Here is a 19,732-nt window from a genome sequence, read left to right as displayed (position 1 = left end):
CGAGCGGCCCTTCAGACGGATTCGACGAAGGCGCGGATGCGCTCGGAGCACGCGGGATGCTCGGTCACGCGGTGACCGTCGCCGCCCAGCACCTCGTGCTGGGCGCCGAGCTCGACGAGCGCAGCCGCGACCTCTTCGAACTCGGTGCGCCAGCCGCCGGTGAGCACGAGCATCGGCGTCTCGGCAAGGCACCCGGTGTCGATGGGATGCCGCCATGGTGCGCCGTGCAGCCGGGAGCGGCGCGACCACCGGAGCCCGTCGGGCGAGACGCGCGCTGTCGGGTCCCAATCCTCCAGCTCGTGCACCAGGCACTGCCCGAAGTCCTCGTCGGAGCGCGCAGCATCGAGGTAGAGCGGCTCGACCCGCTCGATCAGCGCTGCCGTCGCCGGCCGGCCGCGCGCGAGCTGGAAGAGCGCCGGCTCGATCAGGACGAGCGCCGCGGGCTGCTCCATGCACGCGGCCATCGCCGCGATGACCCCTCCGTAGCCGACGCCGACCACGCCGTCGGCCTCCGCGCCGCGCATCGCGAGCGACTGCGCCGCCACGGCCACGTCGCCCACGGTCGGCCCGTCGTCGCCGTACCCGGCGAGCACGGGGAACTCGGCGTCCGGGAACGCGGTGGCCTGCTGCGGGAACGCGTCGCGGCCGACCTGGCCCGAGCCGTGGGCGAAGACGAGATGCACGGCCGACTCAGCGCTCTCGAACTGCGGAGGTCGGGACGAGCGAAGCGCTCAGGTGTGCAGGCATGCGCTCCACTGTAGGAGCGGTGCGCCGGTGCGCGCGACGCCGACTTCGGCCCTGTGCTCGGCGTAGCGGCAGCGTCGCGGTGGCTCAGGGGTCTCGTCGCGGTGGCGCAGTGGCCGCGACGTGGTCGCACTGGCCGCGGTGCGGTGCGGGCACAGCGCTCGCCTCACTGCAGTGGAAAGCGCGCGTGCTCATCGAGCGTCAGGAGGTCGTGCAGGTAGCCGAGGTTGCCCTCCGGCTCGCTCTCCACGCCCTCGGTGAGGTGCCAGGTGCCCCACTCGAGCTTCATGTAGGTGAGCGCGTCGGGCCACAGCTCGCGCTCCTGGCGCGTCAGCGGGCACGCCTCGAGGTAGGCGTCGCGGAACGCCACCCACTCGTCGTTGCCGAGCGCGCTACCGCCGGAGCCCGCGTGCTCGAGCGGGAACAGCAGCACGGCGACCGCGAGATCGAGGATGCGCGGCGCGAGCGCGGCGTTCTCGAGGTCGAGCATGAGCGCGCCCTCGGCATCGAACAGCAGGTTGGCGGCCCGGTGATCGAGCGATGCGGGCAGCTGCGGCACGTCGGCAGCGCGCACGCGTTCGAGCAGCGACGCGAAGTCATCGAGCTGCGCGACCCAGTGCGACACGTCGGCGCCGGGCCAATGCTCGTCGGCCGAGTCTCGGATCGCCGAGATGTCCTCATCGATCGATGCGCGCTCAGCGCTGCCCCACTCGAAGCCGGGGAACCCGTCGATCGCGAGCGCCTCGGAGGCGACGTGCATCTGGCCCAGCAGACGTCCAGCCGCAGCCAGGTCCGCCGTGCCCGCCGCCGACACTCGACCGACCCACTCACGACCAGCGAGGCGCGGATACGCGACCCAGCACTCCGCGTCGTCGCCCTCACCCACCGTCACCGGCGGCACGAGCGGCGCCACCGTGCGGATCCCCCGGGCGACGAGCGTGCGCTGCCAGGCCTCGAGCGGCTCGGGGCTGCTCCACGTCTGCTTGACGACCGCGTGCACCTCCTCCGCCCCGCCATGCACGCGCGCCGGCCACACGTCGCTCCACGCCGAGAGCGACGCACCGCCATCGATCGTGAGCAGGTCACCGAATGCGGTCTGGACGTCCTGTCGATCAGCCATGGTGGGCACGGTACCGATCGCGGCTGAGGGCCAGGTCAGCGCTTCGGCCAGTGCCATGCGGGCTGGTCGAGCAGCCCTTCGCGACCGGCCGCGATCGTCTCACCGCCCCGCTTCGCGAGCTCGATGCGCAGGCCGTCCAAGGCATTCGCGAGCTCGCGCTGATGCGTGACCACGACCACCTGCGTGGTCTCTGCTGCGTCGCGGATGCGCGCGGCCAGCGCCGGCAGCAGGTCGGCGTGCAGGCTGCGCTCCGGCTCGTTCAGCACGATGAGCTCCGGCTTCTCGGCCGAGAGCATCGCCGCGGTCAGCAGCAGGTACTGCAGCGTGCCGTCGGAGAGCTCGGTGGCCGCAAGCGGCCGCAACATGCCCGGCTGCTCCAGCGCCACCTGCATGCGACCCTCGGTCATCGGCAGGCGCAGCCGCGAGCCCGGGAACGCATCGTCGATCGCCCGCTGCACCTCGCGATCCCCACCCGATTCGATCGCGGTCTGCAGCACCGCGGCGAGGTTGGCGCCGTCGTCGTCGAGCCGGGCGGCGCGCGTCGCGACCTGCGGCTGGCGAGCCGGCGCCGTCGCATCCGTGCGCAGCGCATCGTGGAACCGCCAGCCGCGCAGCATCCGTCGCGCGCCCGCGAGCTCCGCAGCCAGCGCGTGCCCGGCGAACTCGTCCAGCACCGACGACCAGGGGTGCATGCCGCGCGCGAGCTCGGCGAATCCCTCGTCGGTCGCGACGCGGGCGACGCCGCGCGTGCGGCCCACTAGCACACCGGCCGGCCGAGGCTCGGCGCCGACGAACACATGCTCCTGCTTGATCTCGGGGTCGAGGTCGAACGCACTCCGCTGCGCGACGGGCAGCCCGAGGTCGATCGCATAGCCGAGATGGTCGGTGGCGACCCCGAGGCGCAGCGCCACCGGCTCGCGCCGCACGGTGCCCTCGGTGCGCTGTCCGCGGGCGGTGCCCTGCTCCGGGCCCGCCCAGCGCACCGCGTCGATGCCTCCGACGCCCGCGAGCGAGCCGATGACCCTGCCCTCCCCGCAGTCGGCGAGCAGCCGGAGCGCGCGGTAGAGGCTGGACTTGCCCGAGCCGTTCGCGCCGGTCACCACCGTGAGCGGTGCCAGATCGACGACGAGCGAGCGGATCGAGCGGTAGCCGGCGATCGCGAGTCGCGAGATCACGGGCGGTGCTCGGCGGTCACGACTCCTCCACGGCGGGCAGCGCGTCCGGCCCCTCGGTCACGAGCAGTCGGAACCCCTCGGCGTCGAGGATCCGGATGCCGAGCGTCTCCGCCTTCGCGAGCTTCGAGCCCGCACCCGGGCCGGCCGCGACGAAGTCGGTCTTCTTCGACACGCTCGAGGCCGCCTTGCCGCCCGCGGCCATGATCGCCTCCTGCGCGCCCTCCCGCGTATAGCCCTCGAGCGTGCCCGTGGCGACGACCGTGATGCCGGCGAGCACGCCGCCGCGCTCCGCCGCCGCACCGGGCCCGGGGTGCTCGGGCGTCGCGAACCGCACGCCCGCATCCCGCCAGGTCTGCACGATCTCGCGGTGCCAGTCGACCGCGAGCCACTCGACCAGGGCGTCGGCGATGGTCGGGCCGACGCCCTCGACCTCCGCGAGCTGCTCCGCGGTCGCCCGCTCGATCTCCTCCAGCGAGCCGAACCAGTCGGCGAGCGCGCGTGCGGCGACCGGCCCCACGTGTCGGATGTTCAGCGAGACCAGCTGCCGCCACAGATCCTTGGTCTTCGCGCGCTCGAGCTCGGCCAGCAGCGTCTCCGCCTGCTTCGACGGCATGGGGCCCTCGTGGCCCGCCTTCCGCTCGGCCGACGTCGCCGCGCGCTGGAACGGCCGCCGGATGCTGGGGTTGCCGTCCTCGTCGAGCTTCGGCTCGCCGGTCTCGGCGTCGCGCACGACGACCTCGATGGGCACGAGCTCGTCGATCGTGAGCTGGAAGAGCCGCGCCTCGGTCACGAGCGGCGGCCCCGTCGGCACGGTCGGCTGCGTGAGGGCGGCTGCGGTCACCTCGCCGAGCGCCTCCACATCGAGCGCGCCGCGCGAGCCGATGTGCTCGACCCGTCCGCGCACCTGCGCCGGGCAGGACCGCGCGTTCGGGCAACGGAGGTCGATGTCGCCCTCCTTCATCGGGCGGAGGGGCGTGCCGCACTCGGGGCACGCCTCGGGCATCACGAACTCCCGCTCGCTGCCGTCGCGCAGCTCAACCACGGCACCGAGGACCTCGGGGATCACGTCGCCCGCCTTCCGCAGCACGACCGTGTCGCCGATGAGCACGCCCTTCGCGCGCACCACATCCTGGTTGTGGAGGGTCGCCTGCCGCACGACCGAGCCCGCCACGTGCACGGGCTCCATCATCGCGAAGGGGGTAGCACGGCCGGTGCGTCCCACCGAGACGACGATGTCGAGCAGCCGGGTGTGCACCTCCTCCGGGGGGTACTTGAAGGCGATCGCCCAGCGCGGTGCGCGCGAGGTGTGGCCGAGCTCCGCGTGCAGCGCCAGCTCATCCACCTTCACGACCACGCCGTCCAGCTGATGCTCGACCTCACCGCGGGTCGTGCGGAAGTGCTCGACGAAGTCGACGACGCCGTCGACCGTGGTCTCGACGCGCGTGTGCGGGCTGGTCGGCAGCCCCCAGCCGGCGAGCAGCTCGTAGACCTCGCTCTGCGCCGCGACCGGCGGGTCCTCCCACGCGCCCACGCCATGCACGTAGAGGGCGAGCGCCTCGATGCGCGCCTCCCCCGCCTCCAGCTCGAGCCCGCGCTTCTTCTCGAGCTGCTGCCGCAGGCCGCCGGAGGCGGCGTTCCGCGGGTTGGCGAAGGCCGGGAAGCGGTTCGTGGCGCGCTGCCGCTCGAGCTCCTCGTCGAAGTCGCCCCTGCTGCCTCGTGCCTCCCAGCGCGAGCGCGCGTCCGCCACCGCTCGATCGCGCAGCTCCTCCTGCAGACGATTGAGCCGCTCGAAGGCGGCGACCGGGATGAAGGCCTCGCCGCGCACCTCCACCAGGTCGGGATGGCCCTCTCCCTGCAGCCGCTCGGGGATGCCCGCCACCCGCAGCGCGTTCGCCGTGACGATCTCGCCGACCCGGCCGTCGCCGCGCGTCGCCGCAGAGGTGAGCACACCGCGCTCGTACCGCAGCGCTACGGCCAGCCCGTCGATCTTCAGCTCGGTCAGCCACGCCACCGTGCGCCCGGATGCCGCCTCGGCCTTCGCGCACCACTCGCGCAGCTCCTCGACCGAGAAGACGTTGTCGAGGCTCAGCATGCGCTCGGCGTGCTCGATCGTCGGCAGGCCACTCGAGGCGCCGCCCTGCACCGCCTGCGTCGGCGAGTCCTGACTCTGCAGCTCCGGGTGCTCGCGCTCGAGCGCATCCAGCTCCTGCACCATGGCGTCGTACGCCGCGTCGTCGATGATCGACGCATCGCGGTCGTAGTAGGCCGTCGCTGCCGCTTCGATCTGCGCGCGCAGGTCCTGCGCGCGGGCATTCGCCGCGCCGAGGTCGGTGGATGCGGTGGGTTCGACCGGCGTCATCGCGTCGGTGGCCTTCGTGGCCTCATGGCTCGCCATGCGCCCATCTTTCCACCGACGACCGACGCGTTGGATGTGAGCGCGGGTCGCGGCCGCGCGCGGCGGCAGTCGAGGGCTCGGGTCGACGTCCAGGTTCCCCCAATCCGTCCGACGCTACGCTCCGAACCTTGCAAGACACAGCGCGTGCCACAGCGGCACGTTGGCAATGCACAGCCACAACAGAGAGAGAAATCATGACTCAGTCCCCGAACCGTCTCGTCGCCACCATCTTCGGCGCCGTCTACCTGCTGGTGGGCGTGCTCGGCCTCTTCGTCGCGGGCGGCAACTTCGCCGGCCCCGACGGCGGTCTGCTGCTCGGCATCTTCCAGGTCAACCACCTGCACAACATCGCCCACCTCGCCATCGGCGCCGCCCTGCTGATCGCCGGTCTGCGCAGCACCCCGGCGGCGAAGGGCACGAACGTCACGGTCGGCGCCGTCTACCTGCTGCTCGGCATCGTCGGCTTCTTCCTCGTCGGCACGGCGCTCAACATCCTGGCGCTCAACACCGCCGACCACATCCTCCACCTCGCCTCGGCGATCGTGCTGCTCGGCACCGGCCTGGCGCTCGACCGCACGACGACCACGCGCCACGCGGTCTAGGACACAGCATGGCTGCGCTGCTACGGATGACAGGATCCGTCACGGCGCTCGGATCGGCGCTCATCGCACTTGCGGTGGGCGCCGGTCCCACGCTGTCGGTCGGTGCACCATGGCTGGCCGTGCCGCTGCTGGTCGCGGGAGTCGCACAGGCGATCATCTCCGTGCTCGCCCTGCGGGGCAAGCGGCTCGCCACAACGGCGGTGCTGGCGGTGTTCGCGATCCCGACGCTCGTCTGGGTCGGCACACTCGTCGCACCCATCGGGCAGATCGGCGGCCTGCCGCTCGGGCCGATGCTGGGCGAGACAGGGCTCGCGCTCGTCGCCGCCGTGCTGCTCAGCCGACAGGCGCGCACCACCGCAGAGCCGAGCGCGCTGCCCGCCGTGCTCTCGCTGCTCGCCTCGGCCGCGGTCGTGGCGGCCGTCGCCACCGCGTCACTCGCCGGCACGGAGGCCGGCCGGTTCGCGGTGCCGCACGGCGAGCATGGCGCCGTCCACGATGGCGATGCGCCCGCCAGCGACCTGCCGGTGCTCGACGAATCACTGCTCGACGAGCACGGCGACCACTGAGGCGCGGCCTCCGGGTCAGCGACCGGCGCCCGCGGGCGCGGCTGCCACGTCGGCCGAGACCGTCCGGTCGATCGTGACCTGCCCCAGCACGCGAGTGCCGACGTAGAGCACCGCAGACTGGCCGGTCGCCACGCCCGTGAGCGGTTCCGCTGCCGTGATGACGAGCTCGTCGCCGTCCATGTGGGCTCGCGCGGGCTCGGGGTCGGCGTGGGCGCGGATCTGCACCTCGACGTCGAGCCCGTCGACGAGCCCGGGATGCGGTGCGCCGGCGTACGAGATGCGGCTGCCGGCCAGCCGCGACACCGCGAGCGCCTCCTTCGGCCCGACGACCAGCTGGCGCGTCGCCGGCTTCACCTCGAGCACGAAGCGAGGGCGGCCGTCGGGCGAGGGGACGCCGAGCGACATCCCTCGGCGCTGGCCGACGGTGTAGCCGTGCACGCCCTCGTGACGGCCGACGACGGCGCCCTCGCGGTCGACGATCTCGCCGGGATCGGAACCGAGCCGCTCGGCGAGGAAGCCGCGGGTGTCGCCGTCCGGGATGAAGCAGATGTCATGGCTGTCGGGCTTCTGCGCCAGCAGGAAGCCGCGCTCGGCGGCCTCGGCGCGCACCTCGGCCTTGGTGGGCGTCGACGCGAGCGGGAACCAGCAGTGGGCGAGCTGCTCGGCCGTGAGCACGCCGAGCACGTACGACTGGTCCTTCGCCCAATCCGCGGCGCGGTGCAGCTCCGGGCCCGAGTCGGTGTGCTCGACGCGCGCGTAGTGACCCGTGACGACGCGGTCGAATCCGAGCCCGATGGCCCGGTCGAGCAGCGCCTCGAACTTGATCTTCTCGTTGCAGCGCAGGCACGGGTTCGGCGTGCGACCCGCCGCATACTCGTCGACGAAGTCCTGCACCACATCCGCGTGGAAGCGCTCCGAGAAGTCCCAGACGTAGAAGGGAATGCCGATCCTGTCGGCCACGCGGCGCGCATCCATCGCGTCCTCGACCGTGCAGCAGCCGCGGCTGCCGGTGCGAAGGGTGCCGGGCATGCGGCTGAGCGCCAGGTGCACGCCGACCACCTCGTGCCCGGCGTCGACGGCGCGCGCGGCCGCGACGGCCGAGTCGACGCCGCCCGACATGGCTGCCAGCACCTTCATGGCTCCCCCTCTCGCCCGAACCAGGGTAGCGAGCCTGCCCGCAGTCGGCGTCGCGCATGGGAAACTGCCGGGGTGAATGCTCCGCGCGCGTCCGAGCGCCTGCGCCTGTCGGTCGTCATCCCCGTGCGCGACGACGCCGTCGCGCTGCGCCGCTGCCTCGAGCACCTCGCGTCCCAGACGGTGGCACCCGACGAGCTGATCGTGGTCGACAACGGCTCCAGCGACGACTCGGCTGCGGTCGCACTGGCAGCGGGAGCGCGCGTCGTGGCGGAGTCGCAGCGCGGCATCCCGGCCGCGGCCGCACGAGGCTACGATGCCGCGACCGGCGACGTGATCGCTCGCTGCGACGCCGACACCGTGCTGCCGGTGGACTGGATCGAGCGCATCCGCAACGCGTTCGACGCCGATCCCGAGCTGGAGGGACTCACGGGTCCCGGGCGCTTCCACGACCTGCCCAGTCAGTGGTCGGGCATCGCGAGCGCCTTCTATGCGCTCGGCACCTTCGTCGGCGGCGGGGCGGCGATGGCGAACGTACCGCTGTGGGGCTCGAACATGGCGCTGCGACGCTCCGCATGGCTGCGGGTCGCGGACCGCGTCGAGCGCTCGGATCCCGGCGTGCACGACGACCTCGACCTGGCCATGCAGCTGGGACCGCGCGCCCGGCTGCGCTTCGACTCCCGGCTGCGCGTCGGCGCCGAGGGGCGCTTCTTCCACAGTCGACGCGCGGCACGCGAGCGCGTGTCGATCGCGATGCGCACCTTCCGCCGCAACTGGGCTGCCGACGGCTCGGCCGGCCACCGATGGGTGCGCCGTGCCGGCGGGCCCGATCTGCGGCGCGTGCGCTCGTGAGCGCAGCGGCACCGGAGGGCTGGCTCGCCTCGCAGGGGCGATGGATGATCGGCGACGCCCTGCGCGTCGTGGTCGCCGCATCCGTGCCGCTGGTCTGGGTGGCCGCTGGCGCGCCCGCAGCTGCGGCGATGCTGCTCGCGCTCGGCGGCGCGATGGCGCTGCGGTTCGCGCGGATGCCGGTGGCCACCGACGTCGTCGGCCAGGCCGTGCTGCTCGGTGGCGCGTGGTTCGCGGCGCTGGGCACGTTCGAGATCGTTCCCTGGCTCGATACGCTGACGCACTTTGCGAGCGGCGCGGTGCTCGCGCTGCTGACACGCGAGCTGCTGCTGCAGGCGCGGCTGCTGCCGCACGCCGATGACCGGCGCGCGGCGACGGCGCGGGCGCTGCACACGAGCACCGCGGTGCTGCTGCTCGGCTTCCTGTGGGAGCTGGGCGAGTGGGCCGGCCACGCGCTCATCACCGTCGACATCCGGGTCGGCTACGAGGACACGATGCTCGACCTCGCCGCCGATCTGGCTGGCGCGATCGTCGCCGCGACCGCCGTCGAGCTCGCCGCCCGCCGTCGCCGCTGAGCGCTCGCGCCGCCGCGTCGCGCCTGGCGCTGCGCGCGCGGTCGCATCGATCGCGTGTCAGGTTGTTGCACTGCTGAGGCCAGATCGCTGCAACAACCTGACACGCGAGCCCCGGATGGGGTGGGGCGGGCGGGGCGGGCGGGCGGGAGTGGGCGGGAGTGGGTGGGCGGGCGGGCGGGTCAGCGGGCGAGCGCGCGGGCACGTGCGATCGCCGGCGGCAGCGCGGCCAGCAGCGCTGTGACGTCGGCCTCGGTCGTCGTGCGCCCGAGTGAGAGCCGCAGCGGGGCGACGCCGTCGAAGCCGCAGGCTCGCACGACGTGCGACTCGCGCGCCACCCCCGCGGAGCACGCCGAGCCGTTCGAGACCGCGAATCCGGCATCGTCGAGCAGGAACTGCAGCGACTCCCCCTCGGCCCCCTCGACGACCAGATGCGCGATGTTCGGCAGCCGCTCCTCGGGCGCGAGCAGCCGCACGCCGGGCAGCGCGGCGACGGCGGCGAGGATGCGGTCGGTGAGCGCCGCCAGCCGCACCGACTCCGCGGCGAGCTCCGCGAGCGCCTCCTCGGCTGCCAGCGCGAACAGCGATGCTCCGAGCGCATCCTGCGTGCCCGAGCGCAGGCCGCGCTGCTGGCCGCCGCCGTGGTGCAGCGCCTGCAGCCGCGCGTCGCGCCGCACGACGAGCGCGCCGACCCCGTGCGGCCCACCGAGCTTGTGACTCGCGACGCTCATGAGCGACGCGCCCGTCTCGGCGAATCGCAGCGGCACGTGCCCGAAGGCGCCGACGGCGTCCAGGTGCAGCGGCACGCCGGCCCGCGCCGCGGCATCCGAGGCCAGGGCGATCGGCTGCATCGAGCCCACTTCGTTGCTGGCGACCAGCATGGTGGCGACCGACGCCGTGCTCGAGCCGTCGCCGCCAGCGCCGTCGAGCGCCGCCGCGAAGGCCTCGGCGTCCGTCACCGCGTGCGCGTCCACCCCGACCCAGCGCAGCTCGGCTCCCTGCCCCTCCAGCCACTCGACCGCGTCGAGCGTCGCGTGGTGCTCGGCGACCGGCACGACGATCGGGCCGGGCTTGGCCCCGCCCGCTGCGTCGGCCGCCGCCCACCAGGCGCCCTTGAGCGCGAGGTTGATGGATTCGGTGCCACCGGAGGTGAAGACGAGCTCCGTGGGGTGGGCCCCGAGCGCCGCGGCGAGCCGCTCCCGCGCATCCTCGAGCACGGCCAGTGCCCGCTGGCCCTCGCGATGCGTGGACGCCGGATTCGCCAGCGGCTCGGCTGCCGCGAGCGCGGCGCGCACCGAATCGCGCATGGGCGTGGCCGCGGCGTGATCGAAGAGGTGCACGCTCCCTTACCCTAGAGCGCATGGTGCAGCTGTTGAGTCGGGCGCGAGGCGTCGAACGCACGGCCGACGGCCATCGGCTCACCGTCTGGTCGGCGAACGCCACCTCGATGGAGCTGCGCATCTTCGATCGCGACGATCCCGACTGGCTGCTGCACCGGCTGCCCATGGATCGCGTGGGGGAAGACTTCTCGCTCGAGACCGAGCTGCTGCAGGTCGGCACGCCGTATGCGATCGGTGTCGACGGGCCGCACGGCGTCGGTCACGCCTTCGATCCGCATCGCAACGCCATCCCGCCGCATGCGCGCGGCATCGTGCGCACGCCGCACGGGCAGTACCGGGCGACCGTGATCGACCCCACGTTCGACTGGGGCGGGGTCGCCAGGCCGCATGTGCCGATCCAGCAGCAGGTCATCTACGAGGCGCACGTGAAGGGGCTCACGAAGCTCAATCCGCACCTGCCGGCCGAGCTGCGCGGCACCTACGCCGGCCTCGCGCATCCCTCCACGATCGCGTACCTGCAGGATCTCGGCGTCACGACCGTGCAGCTGCTGCCGATCCACCTCTTCGTCTCCGAGCAGCGCCTGCTGCAGCAGGGCCGCGTGAACTACTGGGGCTACAACACGCTCAACTGGTTCGCGCCCCACAGCGCCTACGCCTCGCGCCGGGCGCAGTTCGACGGCACGGGCGGCGTGCTGCGCGAGGTCAAGGGCATGGTGCGGCTGCTGCACGAGGCCGGGCTGCAGGTCTTCCTCGACGTGGTCTACAACCACACCGCCGAGGAGGGCATGGGCGGGCCGCCCTCGAGCCTGCGCCTGATCGACAACGCCTCGTACTACCGCGTCGGCGAGAGCGGCCATTACATCGACTACACCGGCTGCGGCAACACGGTCGACTTCTCGGTGCCGGCCGCGCAGGAGCTCGTGCTCGACTCGCTGCGCTACTGGCACCACGACATGCAGGTCGACGGCTTCCGCTTCGACCTGGCACCCGTGCTGGGCCGCAACGCCGACGGCGCCTACGATCCCGAGCATCCGCTGCTGCGCAGCATGCTGGATGATCCGCTGCTGCAGTCGGCGACCATGATCGCCGAGCCGTGGGACGTGGGACCCGATGGCTGGCAGACCGGTCGCTTCCCGGCCGGCTACGGCGAGTGGAACGACCGCTACCGCGACACGGTGCGCCAGTTCTGGCTGGGCGACTACCGCTCCTTCCGGCACGGCGGCGGAGGATCCACGGGGGTCGGGCCGCTCGCCCACGCCGTCTCGGGCTCCGCGGGGCTGTTCGACTCCGCCCGCGGCCCGCTCGAGAGCGTCAACTTCATCACCGCCCACGACGGCTTCACGCTCACCGACCTCACGCGCTACGACCAGAAGCACAACGACGCGAACGGCGAGGAGAACCGGGACGGCGCCGACGACAACCGCTCGTACAACCACGGCATCGAGGGGCGCAGTGAGGATGCCGCCGTGCAGCTCGACCGGCGCAAGTCGATGCGCAACGTGCTCGGCACGCTGCTCGTCTCCGCCGGCGTGCCGATGCTCACCATGGGCGACGAGTTCGGCCGCAGCCAGCGCGGCAACAACAACGCCTACTGCCAGGATTCCGCGCTGACCTGGATGCGCTGGGATCGCAGGGACTGGCAGCACACCTTCTTCGCGCAGACCAAGCGGCTGCTGCAGCTGCGCCGCGACCACCCGGCGCTGCGCCCGCTCGAGTACGGGCAATCGGATCAGCGCGTCGCCGGCTCCTCGCGCCTGGACTGGTACAACGCCGACGGCGACCGCATGACGATCGACGACTGGGATCACTCGCTCGACCGCACGCTGCAGCTGGTGGCCGAGTCGACCCCCATCGACGAGCCCTACTCGCGCGTGCTGGTCATCTTCCACGGCTCGCCGCGCGACGCGCTCATCAGGACGCCGGCCCCGGATGGGGCGACAGCGCTCGAGCTCCTGTGGGACTCCGCCGCCGACCACCACGACGATGAGCGCGTGCTGCCGGGCGACCGCGTCCCGCTCGCCGCGATGAGCATGCGCGTCTACGCCATGCACGGCGTGCCCGCGACCGGGCTGCCCGAGGCGACGGTGATGCGCCTGCGCGCACCCTCGTCGCCGCCGGCGCCGACGGATCAGCCGCTCGGCTGACCTGCTTACGCGGTCGCGTAGGTCACGAGGCCCAGCTCGGCGTCCGAGGCGAGCATGTCGTGCTGCGGCACGACCCGCACGGTGTAGCCGAAGGTCCCGGCGCTCGGCATGTCGAGCGCCAGCTCGAAGCGGTGCACCGCGCCCTCCGCGCTTACGGGTGCGAGCGGGAAGCGGCGCCGGCGGCGCAGCTCGCCTTCCTCGGTGATCGAGCCCGCGACCACCTCGACCTTGACGTCATCCGGCCGCAGCTCCCCCAGCTCGACGAAGGCGCGCACGCGCACCTCGTCGCCGACCACCGGGGGCACATCGACGCCGTCGGCCTCGACGTGCTTGACCGCGACCTGCCCGAACGCGCCACGGATGCGACGGGTCCACTCGGCGAAGGCCCGGCCCGCTCGTGCATCGTCGGCGGCGGCGAACCGCGCGGCCTTCGCCGCAGGCGCGTAGAGCCGGTCGACGTACTCGGCCAGCATGCGCTCGGCGGAGAGGCCCGGGCTGAGCGTCGCGAGCGTGTGGCGGATGGAGGCGAGCCACGCCTGCGGCAGGCCCTGCTCGTCGCGCTCGTAGAAGCGCGGCGCCACCTGGTGCTCGATCAGCTCGTAGAGGGCGTTCGCCTCCACGGCATCGCGCTGCTCGGCATCCATGTGCTCGTGCGCCGAGGGGATCGCCCAGCCGTTCTGGCCATCGAAGTACTCCTCCCACCAACCATCGAGGATGGAGAGGTTGAGCGAGCCGTTGAGCGCCGCCTTCATGCCGGAGGTGCCGCACGCCTCGAGCGGACGCAGCGGGTTGTTGAGCCACACGTCGCATCCGGGGTACAGCGACTTCGCCATCGAGATGTCGTAGTTCTCGAGGAAGACGATGCGGCCGCGCACGTCCGGCTCCTGCGAGAAGCGGACGAGCTCCTGGATGAGCGCCTTGCCCGCTTCGTCGGCCGGGTGCGACTTCCCGGCGATCACGAGCTGCACGGGCCGCTCGGGGTGCGTCAGGAGGCTCCGCAGCCGCTCGCGGTCGTGGAGCATGAGCGTGAGCCGCTTGTAGGTGGGCACGCGCCGCGCGAACCCGATCGTCAGCACATCCGGGTCGAGGATGCCGTCGATCCAGGCCGGAGCCACGCCCTCGTTCCGCTCGTGCTTGCGGCGGGTGCGCTCGCGCGCCTCTGCGACCAGCGCTGCGCGCATCTCGCGCCGCACCGACCACAGCGTCTCGTCCGAGATCGCGTCCGACGCCCAGTCGCAGCGCGTGGTGTCGAGCGTGCCGAGCTCGCGCTCCGCCAGGTGCTTGAGGATGGGCGAGGTCCAGGTGGGCGCGTGCACGCCGTTGGTGACGGAGGTGATGGGCACCTCGGCGGCGTCGAAGCCGGGCCACCGGCTCTGGAACATGCCTCGCGACACGCGGCCGTGCAGCTTCGAGACGCCGTTGGCGCGCTGCGCGAGCGAGAAGCCGAGCTGCGCCATGTTGAAGATGCCGGGGTCGTCCTCACGGCCGAGCTCGAGCACCCGCTCGACGTCGACGCCCGGGACGAGCTCGTCGGTCAGGTGGCGACGCACGAGCCCGATGTCGAAGCGGTCGATGCCCGCAGGCACGGGCGTGTGGGTCGTGAAGACCGTGCCGGCGCGCACCACCTGCAGCGCCTCGTCGAAGGACAGCCCGTCGGCGATCAGCCGCGAGATGCGCTCGATGCCGAGGAAGCCGGCGTGGCCCTCGTTGGAGTGGTAGACGGCGGGCGCCGGCGCGCCCGTGAGCTCGGCGTGCACGGCCAGCGCACGGACGCCGCCGATGCCCAGCAGCAGCTCCTGCTGCAGCCGGTGCTCGCCCCCGCCGCCATAGAGCCGGTCGGCGACGCCGCGCAGGTCGCTCTCGTTCTCGTGGATGTTCGTGTCGAGCAGCAGCAGCGGCACGCGACCGATGGTCGCCTGCCAGATGCGGGCGTGCAGCGTGCGGCCCTGCGGCAAGGCGATCGCCACGGTCGCGTGCGTGCCGTCGGGGCGACGCAGGATCGCGAGCGGCAGCCCGTCGGGATCCAGCACCGGGTAGGTCTCCTGCTGCCAGCCCTCGCGGGAGATCGCCTGCTTGAAGTATCCGGCCTGGTAGAACAGCCCAACGCCGACGATGGGCACGCCGAGGTCGCTCGCGGCCTTCAGGTGATCGCCGGCGAGGATGCCGAGACCGCCGGAGTACTGCGGCAGCGCGCTCGTGATGCCGAACTCCGGCGAGAAGTAGGCGATCGACTCCGGTGCGTCCTCCAGCGACTGGTACCAGCGCGCCTGCGACAGGTAGTCCTCCAGGTCGTCGGCGATGCGGTCGACGCGCGCGACGAACTCGTCGTCGTCGGCGAGCTCGGCGAGCCGGTCGGTGCCCACCCAGCCGAGCAGCTGCACGGGATCGTGGCCGGTCGCGCGCCACCCCTCGAGCGAGATCTCGCGGAAGAGCTCTCTGGTCGGCTCGTGCCAGGACCAGCGCAGGTTCGACGCGATCATGTTGAGCCGGAGCAGCCGCTCAGGCAGGGACGTGCGGACGGTGAACTTCCGAATCGCTCTCACACTCGATCAGCCTAGCGGCGGGCCCTGGCCGCTTGTGCATCGCGGTGAGTAGGTTTGTGGGGTGGCGACTACACCCGAGACTCAGCGCACGACCATCCTCTCCGGCCGGATCCCGGTGCTCGACCTGTATCCGCAGCAGCCCGACGACCGGTTCCCCGCGAAGGCGGTGGTCGGCGACGTCGTGCCGTTCTCTGCCGTGGCCTTCCGCGAGGGCCACGATCGCATCGGTGTCACCCTCGTGCTGCAGTCCCCCGGCGGCACGACGCAGCGCATCCCCATGGAGCCGCTGCACGACGGGCTCGACCGCCACCGCGCGCTCGCGCTCGTCGACGAGCAGGGCATGTGGAGCTGGCACGTCGAGGCATGGGCCGACGAATGGGCCACGTGGCACCACAACGCCGAGATCAAGATCGCCGCCGACATCGACGCCGAGCTCATGGCGACGATGGGCGCCCAGCTGCTCGACCGCGCGGCCGACAGCGCCACGGGCGCGGACGCGACGCTGCTGACCGGCGCCGCGGTGGCGCTCACGAATAGCGCGGTGCCGATCATGCAGCGCTGGGCAGCGGTGAACCACAAGGCGATCCTCGCCGCCGTCGACCGCCACCGGCCCCGCTCGCTCGTCAGCGAATCCGACACCCTGCGGCTGCGCGTCGAGCGCACGCGCGCCGGCGTGGGCGCCTGGTACGAGCTCTTCCCGCGCTCGGAGGGCGCCGTGCAGCGCGCCGACGGCACCTGGCAGAGCGGCACCTTCGCGACCGCGGCGAAGCGCCTGCCCGCGGTCAAGGCGATGGGCTTCGACGTGGTCTACCTGCCGCCCGTGCACCCCATCGGCGAGATCAACCGCAAGGGCCCCAACAACACGCTGACGCCGCAGCCCGGCGACCCCGGGAGCCCGTGGGCGATCGGGTCGAAGCACGGTGGCCACGACGCCATCCACCCCGACCTCGGCACGATCGACGACTTCCGCGCCTTCGTGCGGTCGGCGGCGGACGAGGGACTCGAGGTGGCGATGGACCTCGCGCTGCAGGCGGCACCGGATCACCCGTGGGTGACGGAGCACCCGGAGTGGTTCACGACGCTTCCTGACGGCACGATCGCCTTCGCCGAGAACCCGCCGAAGAAGTACCAGGACATCTATCCCGTCAACTTCGACAACGACCCGGAGGGCATCGTCGCCGAGGTGCTGCGCATCATCGACCAGTGGGTGGACTGCGGCGTGCGCATCTTCCGAGTCGACAACCCGCACACGAAGCCGCTGTGGTTCTGGGAGCTCGTGATCGGCGAGGTGAACGCGAAGCACGGCGACATCGTCTTCCTGGCAGAGGCCTTCACGAAGCCGGCGATGATGCAGGCGCTCGGCAAGGTCGGCTTCCAGCAGTCGTACACCTACTTCACGTGGCGCAACACGAAGGCGGAGCTGGAGGAGTACCTGCAGGAGGTCACCGGCACGCAGGCCGCGTGGTTCAAGCCCGCCTTCTGGGTCAACACTCCCGACATCCTCACCGAGTACCTGCAGTTCGGCGGCGTCCCCGCCTTCAAGGTGCGGGCGGCGATCGCGGCGACGGCCGTGCCCACCTGGGGCATGTACGCCGGCTACGAGCTGATCGAGGATGTGGCGCGCCCCGGCGCCGAAGAGGCGATCGACAACGAGAAGTACGAGTTCAAGCCGCGCGACTGGGACCGTGCCGAGCGCAACGGCACGACGATCGCCCCGTACATCACGAAGCTCAACGAGATCCGGGCTGCGCATCCGGCGATCCGCCAGCTGTGGGCGCTCGACGTGCACTGGTCGGATGACGACGCGGTGCTCGTCTACTCGAAGCACCTCGACGGCCGCTTCACCGACAGCGGCGAGAGCGACACCATCCTGGTGGTCGCCAACGTCGATCCGCACTCGGCGCGCGAGACCACCGTGCACCTCGACCTCACCGCGCTGGGCCTGCAGCCGGGCGAGAGCTTCGAGGCTCACGACCTCATCAGCGGTGAGACGTGGCAGTGGAGCGACCACAACTTCGTGCGCCTCGACGCGTTCGTGGAGCCAGCGCACGTGATCCGCGTGCGACGATCGGGGGCATGATGCTCGACCAGGACACCATCCAGCAGCTCGCAGCCGGCGCGCACCCCGCGCCGCACGACTGGCTCGGCGCGCACGTCGAGCCGCGCGCGGCGGCCGCGCCACCCGCGCCGGCCGCGCCTCCTGCGCCGGCTGCGCCGCCTGCGAAGGGGGCGAAGCGGCCGAAGGGCGCGAAGGGCGCGAGCGTCGCCGGAGCCACCACGTCGTCCGCTGGCGATCAGGCCGAGCCGGCCCACGTGGTCCGTGCCGTCCGGCACCTCGCGCAGGCCGTGAGCGTGCTCGTGGAGACCACGACCGGGCAGGACGAGGTGCCGATGGAGCACCTCGGGCACGGACTCTGGGAGGCACGGGTGCCCGGCGACATCCGCCCGTACCGACTGCGCACCGACTACGGCGGCGAGAGCAGCTGGGAGTCGGAGGACCCCTACCGCTTCACGCCCACGCTCGGCGAGCTCGACCTGCACCTGTGGCGCGAGGGTCGCCACGAGCAGGTGTGGCAGGTGCTCGGCTCGCGTCTGCGCGAGCACGAGGGCGTCGCCGGCGCCTCCTTCGCCGTCTGGGCGCCGAACGCTCGCGCCGTGCGGGTCATCGGCGACTTCAACGACTGGGTCGGCCGCTCGCACCCGATGCGCTCCATGGGCGCATCGGGCGTCTGGGAGCTGTTCGTGCCCGGCGACCTCGAGCACAGCGCCTACAAGTACGAGATCCTGACCGACTCCGGCTGGGTGACCAGGGCCGACCCGATGGCGCGCTACACCGAGGTGCCGCCCGCGACCGCGTCGAAGGTCGGCACGAGCCGCTTCGCCTGGAGCGACGACGACTGGATGCGCTCCCGCGCCGCGCGCGACCCGCACAACTCCCCCATGTCGGTCTACGAGCTGCACTTCGGCTCCTGGCGCCCGGGACTCGGCTACCGCGAGATGGCGGATGCGCTCATCGAGCACCTCGAGGAGACGGGCTTCACGCACGTCGAGTTCATGCCGCTCGCGGAGCACCCCTTCGGTGGCTCGTGGGGCTACCAGGTGACGGGCTACTTCGCGCCCACCAGCCGCTTCGGCCACCCGGACGATCTGCGCTACCTCATCGACCGGCTGCACCGCGCCGGCTACGGCGTGCTCATGGATTGGGTCCCCGGCCACTTCCCCAAGGACGAGTGGGCACTGGCGCGCTTCGACGGCTCCGCGATCTACGAGCACCCCGACCCGCGTCGCGGCGACCAGCCCGACTGGGGCACGCACGTGTTCGACTTCGGTCGACCGGAGGTGAAGAACTTCCTGGTCGCGAACGCCGTGTACTGGATGGAGGAGTTCCACATCGACGGGCTGCGCGTCGACGCGGTCGCCTCGATGCTCTACCTCGACTACTCGCGCAACGATGGCGAATGGCTGCCCAACGTGCACGGCGGGCGCGAGAACCTGGAGGCGATCTCGCTGCTGCAGGAGGTCAACGCCACCGTCTACCGCCGCTGCCCCGGCTCCATCATGATCGCCGAGGAGTCCACCTCCTGGCCGGGCGTGACCAAGCCGACCGATGCGGACGGCCTCGGCTTCGGCCTGAAGTGGAACATGGGCTGGATGCACGACACGCTGCAGTACATGGCGGTCGACCCGATGTACCGCTCGCACCACCACGGCGACATCACCTTCTCGTTCCTGTACGCCTTCTCCGAGCAGTTCCTGCTGCCCATCAGCCACGACGAGGTCGTGCACGGCAAGGGCTCACTGCTCAGCAAGATGCCGGGCGACCAGTGGCAGAAGCTCGCGTCGGTGCGCGCCTACCTGACCTTCATGTGGGCGCATCCCGGCAAGCAGCTGCTGTTCATGGGCCAGGAGTTCGGGCAGCCGAGCGAGTGGAGCGAGGCGCGCGGGCTCGACTGGTGGATCCTCGACCAGCCGGTGCACCGCGGGCTGATGTCGCTCGTGTCGCAGCTCAACCGCCTGTACCGCGACACCGAGGCCCTGTGGCTGCGGGACAACGAGCCGGGCGGCTTCGAGTGGATCGACGGCGGCAACTCCGCCGACAACCTCGTCGCGTTCCTCCGCTGGGGCGCCGATGGCGACCCGGTCGCGGCGATCGTGAACTTCTCGGGACGTCCCATCGAGGGCTACCGGCTGGGTCTGCCCTTCGCCGGCGAGTGGGCGGAGGCGGTGAACTCCGACGCGGTCGAGTTCGGCGGCTCGGGGCTCGGCAACCTCGGCACCGTGCACGCCGTGGCGGAGCCGTGGGGCGGCCGACCCGCATCGGCGACCATCACGGTGCCCCCGCTCGCAGGCCTGATCCTGAAGCCCCGCGCGACCGAGCCGAAGACGCGATAGTCCAATCGGCCTGCGGCCGGCGCCTCCTCAGCTCGAGGAGCGCGCGGCCGCAGGCCGCGCGCGTCACGAGACCGAAGCCGCGCCAGGTCTCGCGACGGTCGCGGCCTTCGGCCGCACCCTCCTCGACCTTGAGCGCTCCGCACGCAACGCGGCTTC

General features: G+C 72.2%; 14 protein-coding genes. 7 read left to right on the top strand and 7 right to left on the bottom strand.

The genetic code is table 11. From position 1 onward, the window contains the following. Positions 1-11 precede the first annotated feature (11 nt). From ABG090_RS05190 to ligA, 4 genes are all read right to left on the bottom strand, one after another. Complete coding sequence (locus ABG090_RS05190) at positions 12-683, bottom strand: alpha/beta fold hydrolase (RefSeq protein WP_347757038.1); 672 nt, start codon at positions 681-683, stop codon at positions 12-14. A gap of 227 nt (positions 684-910) precedes the next feature. After that, the gene (locus ABG090_RS05185; protein WP_347757036.1) at positions 911-1,864 is read right to left on the bottom strand and encodes a hypothetical protein; all 954 of its coding nucleotides are present in this window, start codon (positions 1,862-1,864) and stop codon (positions 911-913) included. A gap of 35 nt (positions 1,865-1,899) precedes the next feature. Continuing rightward, the gene (locus tag ABG090_RS05180; protein WP_347757034.1) at positions 1,900-3,039 is read right to left on the bottom strand and encodes an AAA family ATPase; all 1,140 of its coding nucleotides are present in this window, start codon (positions 3,037-3,039) and stop codon (positions 1,900-1,902) included. Positions 3,040-3,055: 16 nt separating this feature from the next. Further along, positions 3,056-5,398 carry an NAD-dependent DNA ligase LigA gene (gene ligA / locus ABG090_RS05175; protein ID WP_347757496.1) on the bottom strand — a complete coding sequence of 781 codons (2,343 nt, stop codon included), beginning with the start codon at positions 5,396-5,398 and terminating at the stop codon, positions 3,056-3,058. A gap of 230 nt (positions 5,399-5,628) precedes the next feature. On the opposite strand from ligA, the gene ABG090_RS05170 reads away from it, so the two are divergent. Beyond that, the gene (locus ABG090_RS05170) at positions 5,629-6,036 is read left to right on the top strand and encodes a DUF4383 domain-containing protein (RefSeq protein WP_347757032.1); all 408 of its coding nucleotides are present in this window, start codon (positions 5,629-5,631) and stop codon (positions 6,034-6,036) included. Between the two features lie 26 nt (positions 6,037-6,062). Then, complete coding sequence (locus ABG090_RS05165) at positions 6,063-6,602, top strand: hypothetical protein (RefSeq protein ID WP_347757030.1); 540 nt, start codon at positions 6,063-6,065, stop codon at positions 6,600-6,602. Positions 6,603-6,617: 15 nt separating this feature from the next. Here ABG090_RS05165 and mnmA read toward each other — a convergent pair whose 3' ends face one another. After that, entirely contained in the window at positions 6,618-7,739 is a 1,122-nt protein-coding gene (mnmA, locus tag ABG090_RS05160) for a tRNA 2-thiouridine(34) synthase MnmA (protein ID WP_347757028.1), read from the bottom strand. 72 nt (positions 7,740-7,811) lie between these two features. On the opposite strand from mnmA, the gene ABG090_RS05155 reads away from it, so the two are divergent. Together ABG090_RS05155 and ABG090_RS05150 are read left to right on the top strand one after the other, a co-directional pair. After that, positions 7,812-8,588 carry a glycosyltransferase family 2 protein gene (locus ABG090_RS05155; RefSeq protein WP_347757026.1) on the top strand — a complete coding sequence of 259 codons (777 nt, stop codon included), beginning with the start codon at positions 7,812-7,814 and terminating at the stop codon, positions 8,586-8,588. Then, the gene (locus ABG090_RS05150; RefSeq protein WP_347757024.1) at positions 8,585-9,160 is read left to right on the top strand and encodes a hypothetical protein; all 576 of its coding nucleotides are present in this window, start codon (positions 8,585-8,587) and stop codon (positions 9,158-9,160) included. The genes ABG090_RS05155 and ABG090_RS05150 overlap by 4 nt, the downstream gene beginning before the upstream one ends. 179 nt (positions 9,161-9,339) lie before the next feature. On the opposite strand, the gene ABG090_RS05145 is transcribed toward ABG090_RS05150, so the two are convergent. Continuing rightward, the gene (locus ABG090_RS05145) at positions 9,340-10,497 is read right to left on the bottom strand and encodes an aminotransferase class V-fold PLP-dependent enzyme (RefSeq protein WP_347757022.1); all 1,158 of its coding nucleotides are present in this window, start codon (positions 10,495-10,497) and stop codon (positions 9,340-9,342) included. A 20-nt stretch (positions 10,498-10,517) separates the two neighbouring features. On the opposite strand from ABG090_RS05145, the gene glgX reads away from it, so the two are divergent. Then, a complete protein-coding gene (glgX, locus tag ABG090_RS05140) occupies positions 10,518-12,641 on the top strand; it encodes a glycogen debranching protein GlgX (RefSeq protein WP_347757020.1) in 2,124 nt (707 codons plus the stop codon). A 5-nt stretch (positions 12,642-12,646) separates the two neighbouring features. Here glgX and glgP read toward each other — a convergent pair whose 3' ends face one another. Next, positions 12,647-15,184, bottom strand: coding sequence for an alpha-glucan family phosphorylase (gene glgP, locus ABG090_RS05135; RefSeq protein ID WP_347757018.1), 2,538 nt, complete (start codon positions 15,182-15,184; stop codon positions 12,647-12,649). A 61-nt stretch (positions 15,185-15,245) separates the two neighbouring features. Between glgP and ABG090_RS05130 the strand changes: the two genes are divergently transcribed. Further along, complete coding sequence (locus ABG090_RS05130) at positions 15,246-17,264, top strand: alpha-1,4-glucan--maltose-1-phosphate maltosyltransferase (RefSeq protein ID WP_347757016.1); 2,019 nt, start codon at positions 15,246-15,248, stop codon at positions 17,262-17,264. Further along, positions 17,261-19,576 carry a 1,4-alpha-glucan branching protein GlgB gene (gene glgB / locus ABG090_RS05125; protein WP_347757014.1) on the top strand — a complete coding sequence of 772 codons (2,316 nt, stop codon included), beginning with the start codon at positions 17,261-17,263 and terminating at the stop codon, positions 19,574-19,576. The genes ABG090_RS05130 and glgB overlap by 4 nt, the downstream gene beginning before the upstream one ends. Positions 19,577-19,732 lie beyond the last annotated feature (156 nt).

Source organism: Agrococcus sp. ProA11, assembly GCF_039880525.1.
GTDB lineage: Bacteria > Actinomycetota > Actinomycetes > Actinomycetales > Microbacteriaceae > Agrococcus > Agrococcus chionoecetis.
The sequence above is the reverse complement of the archived record's forward strand: the minus strand, read 5'-3'. Positions and strand labels throughout refer to the sequence as shown.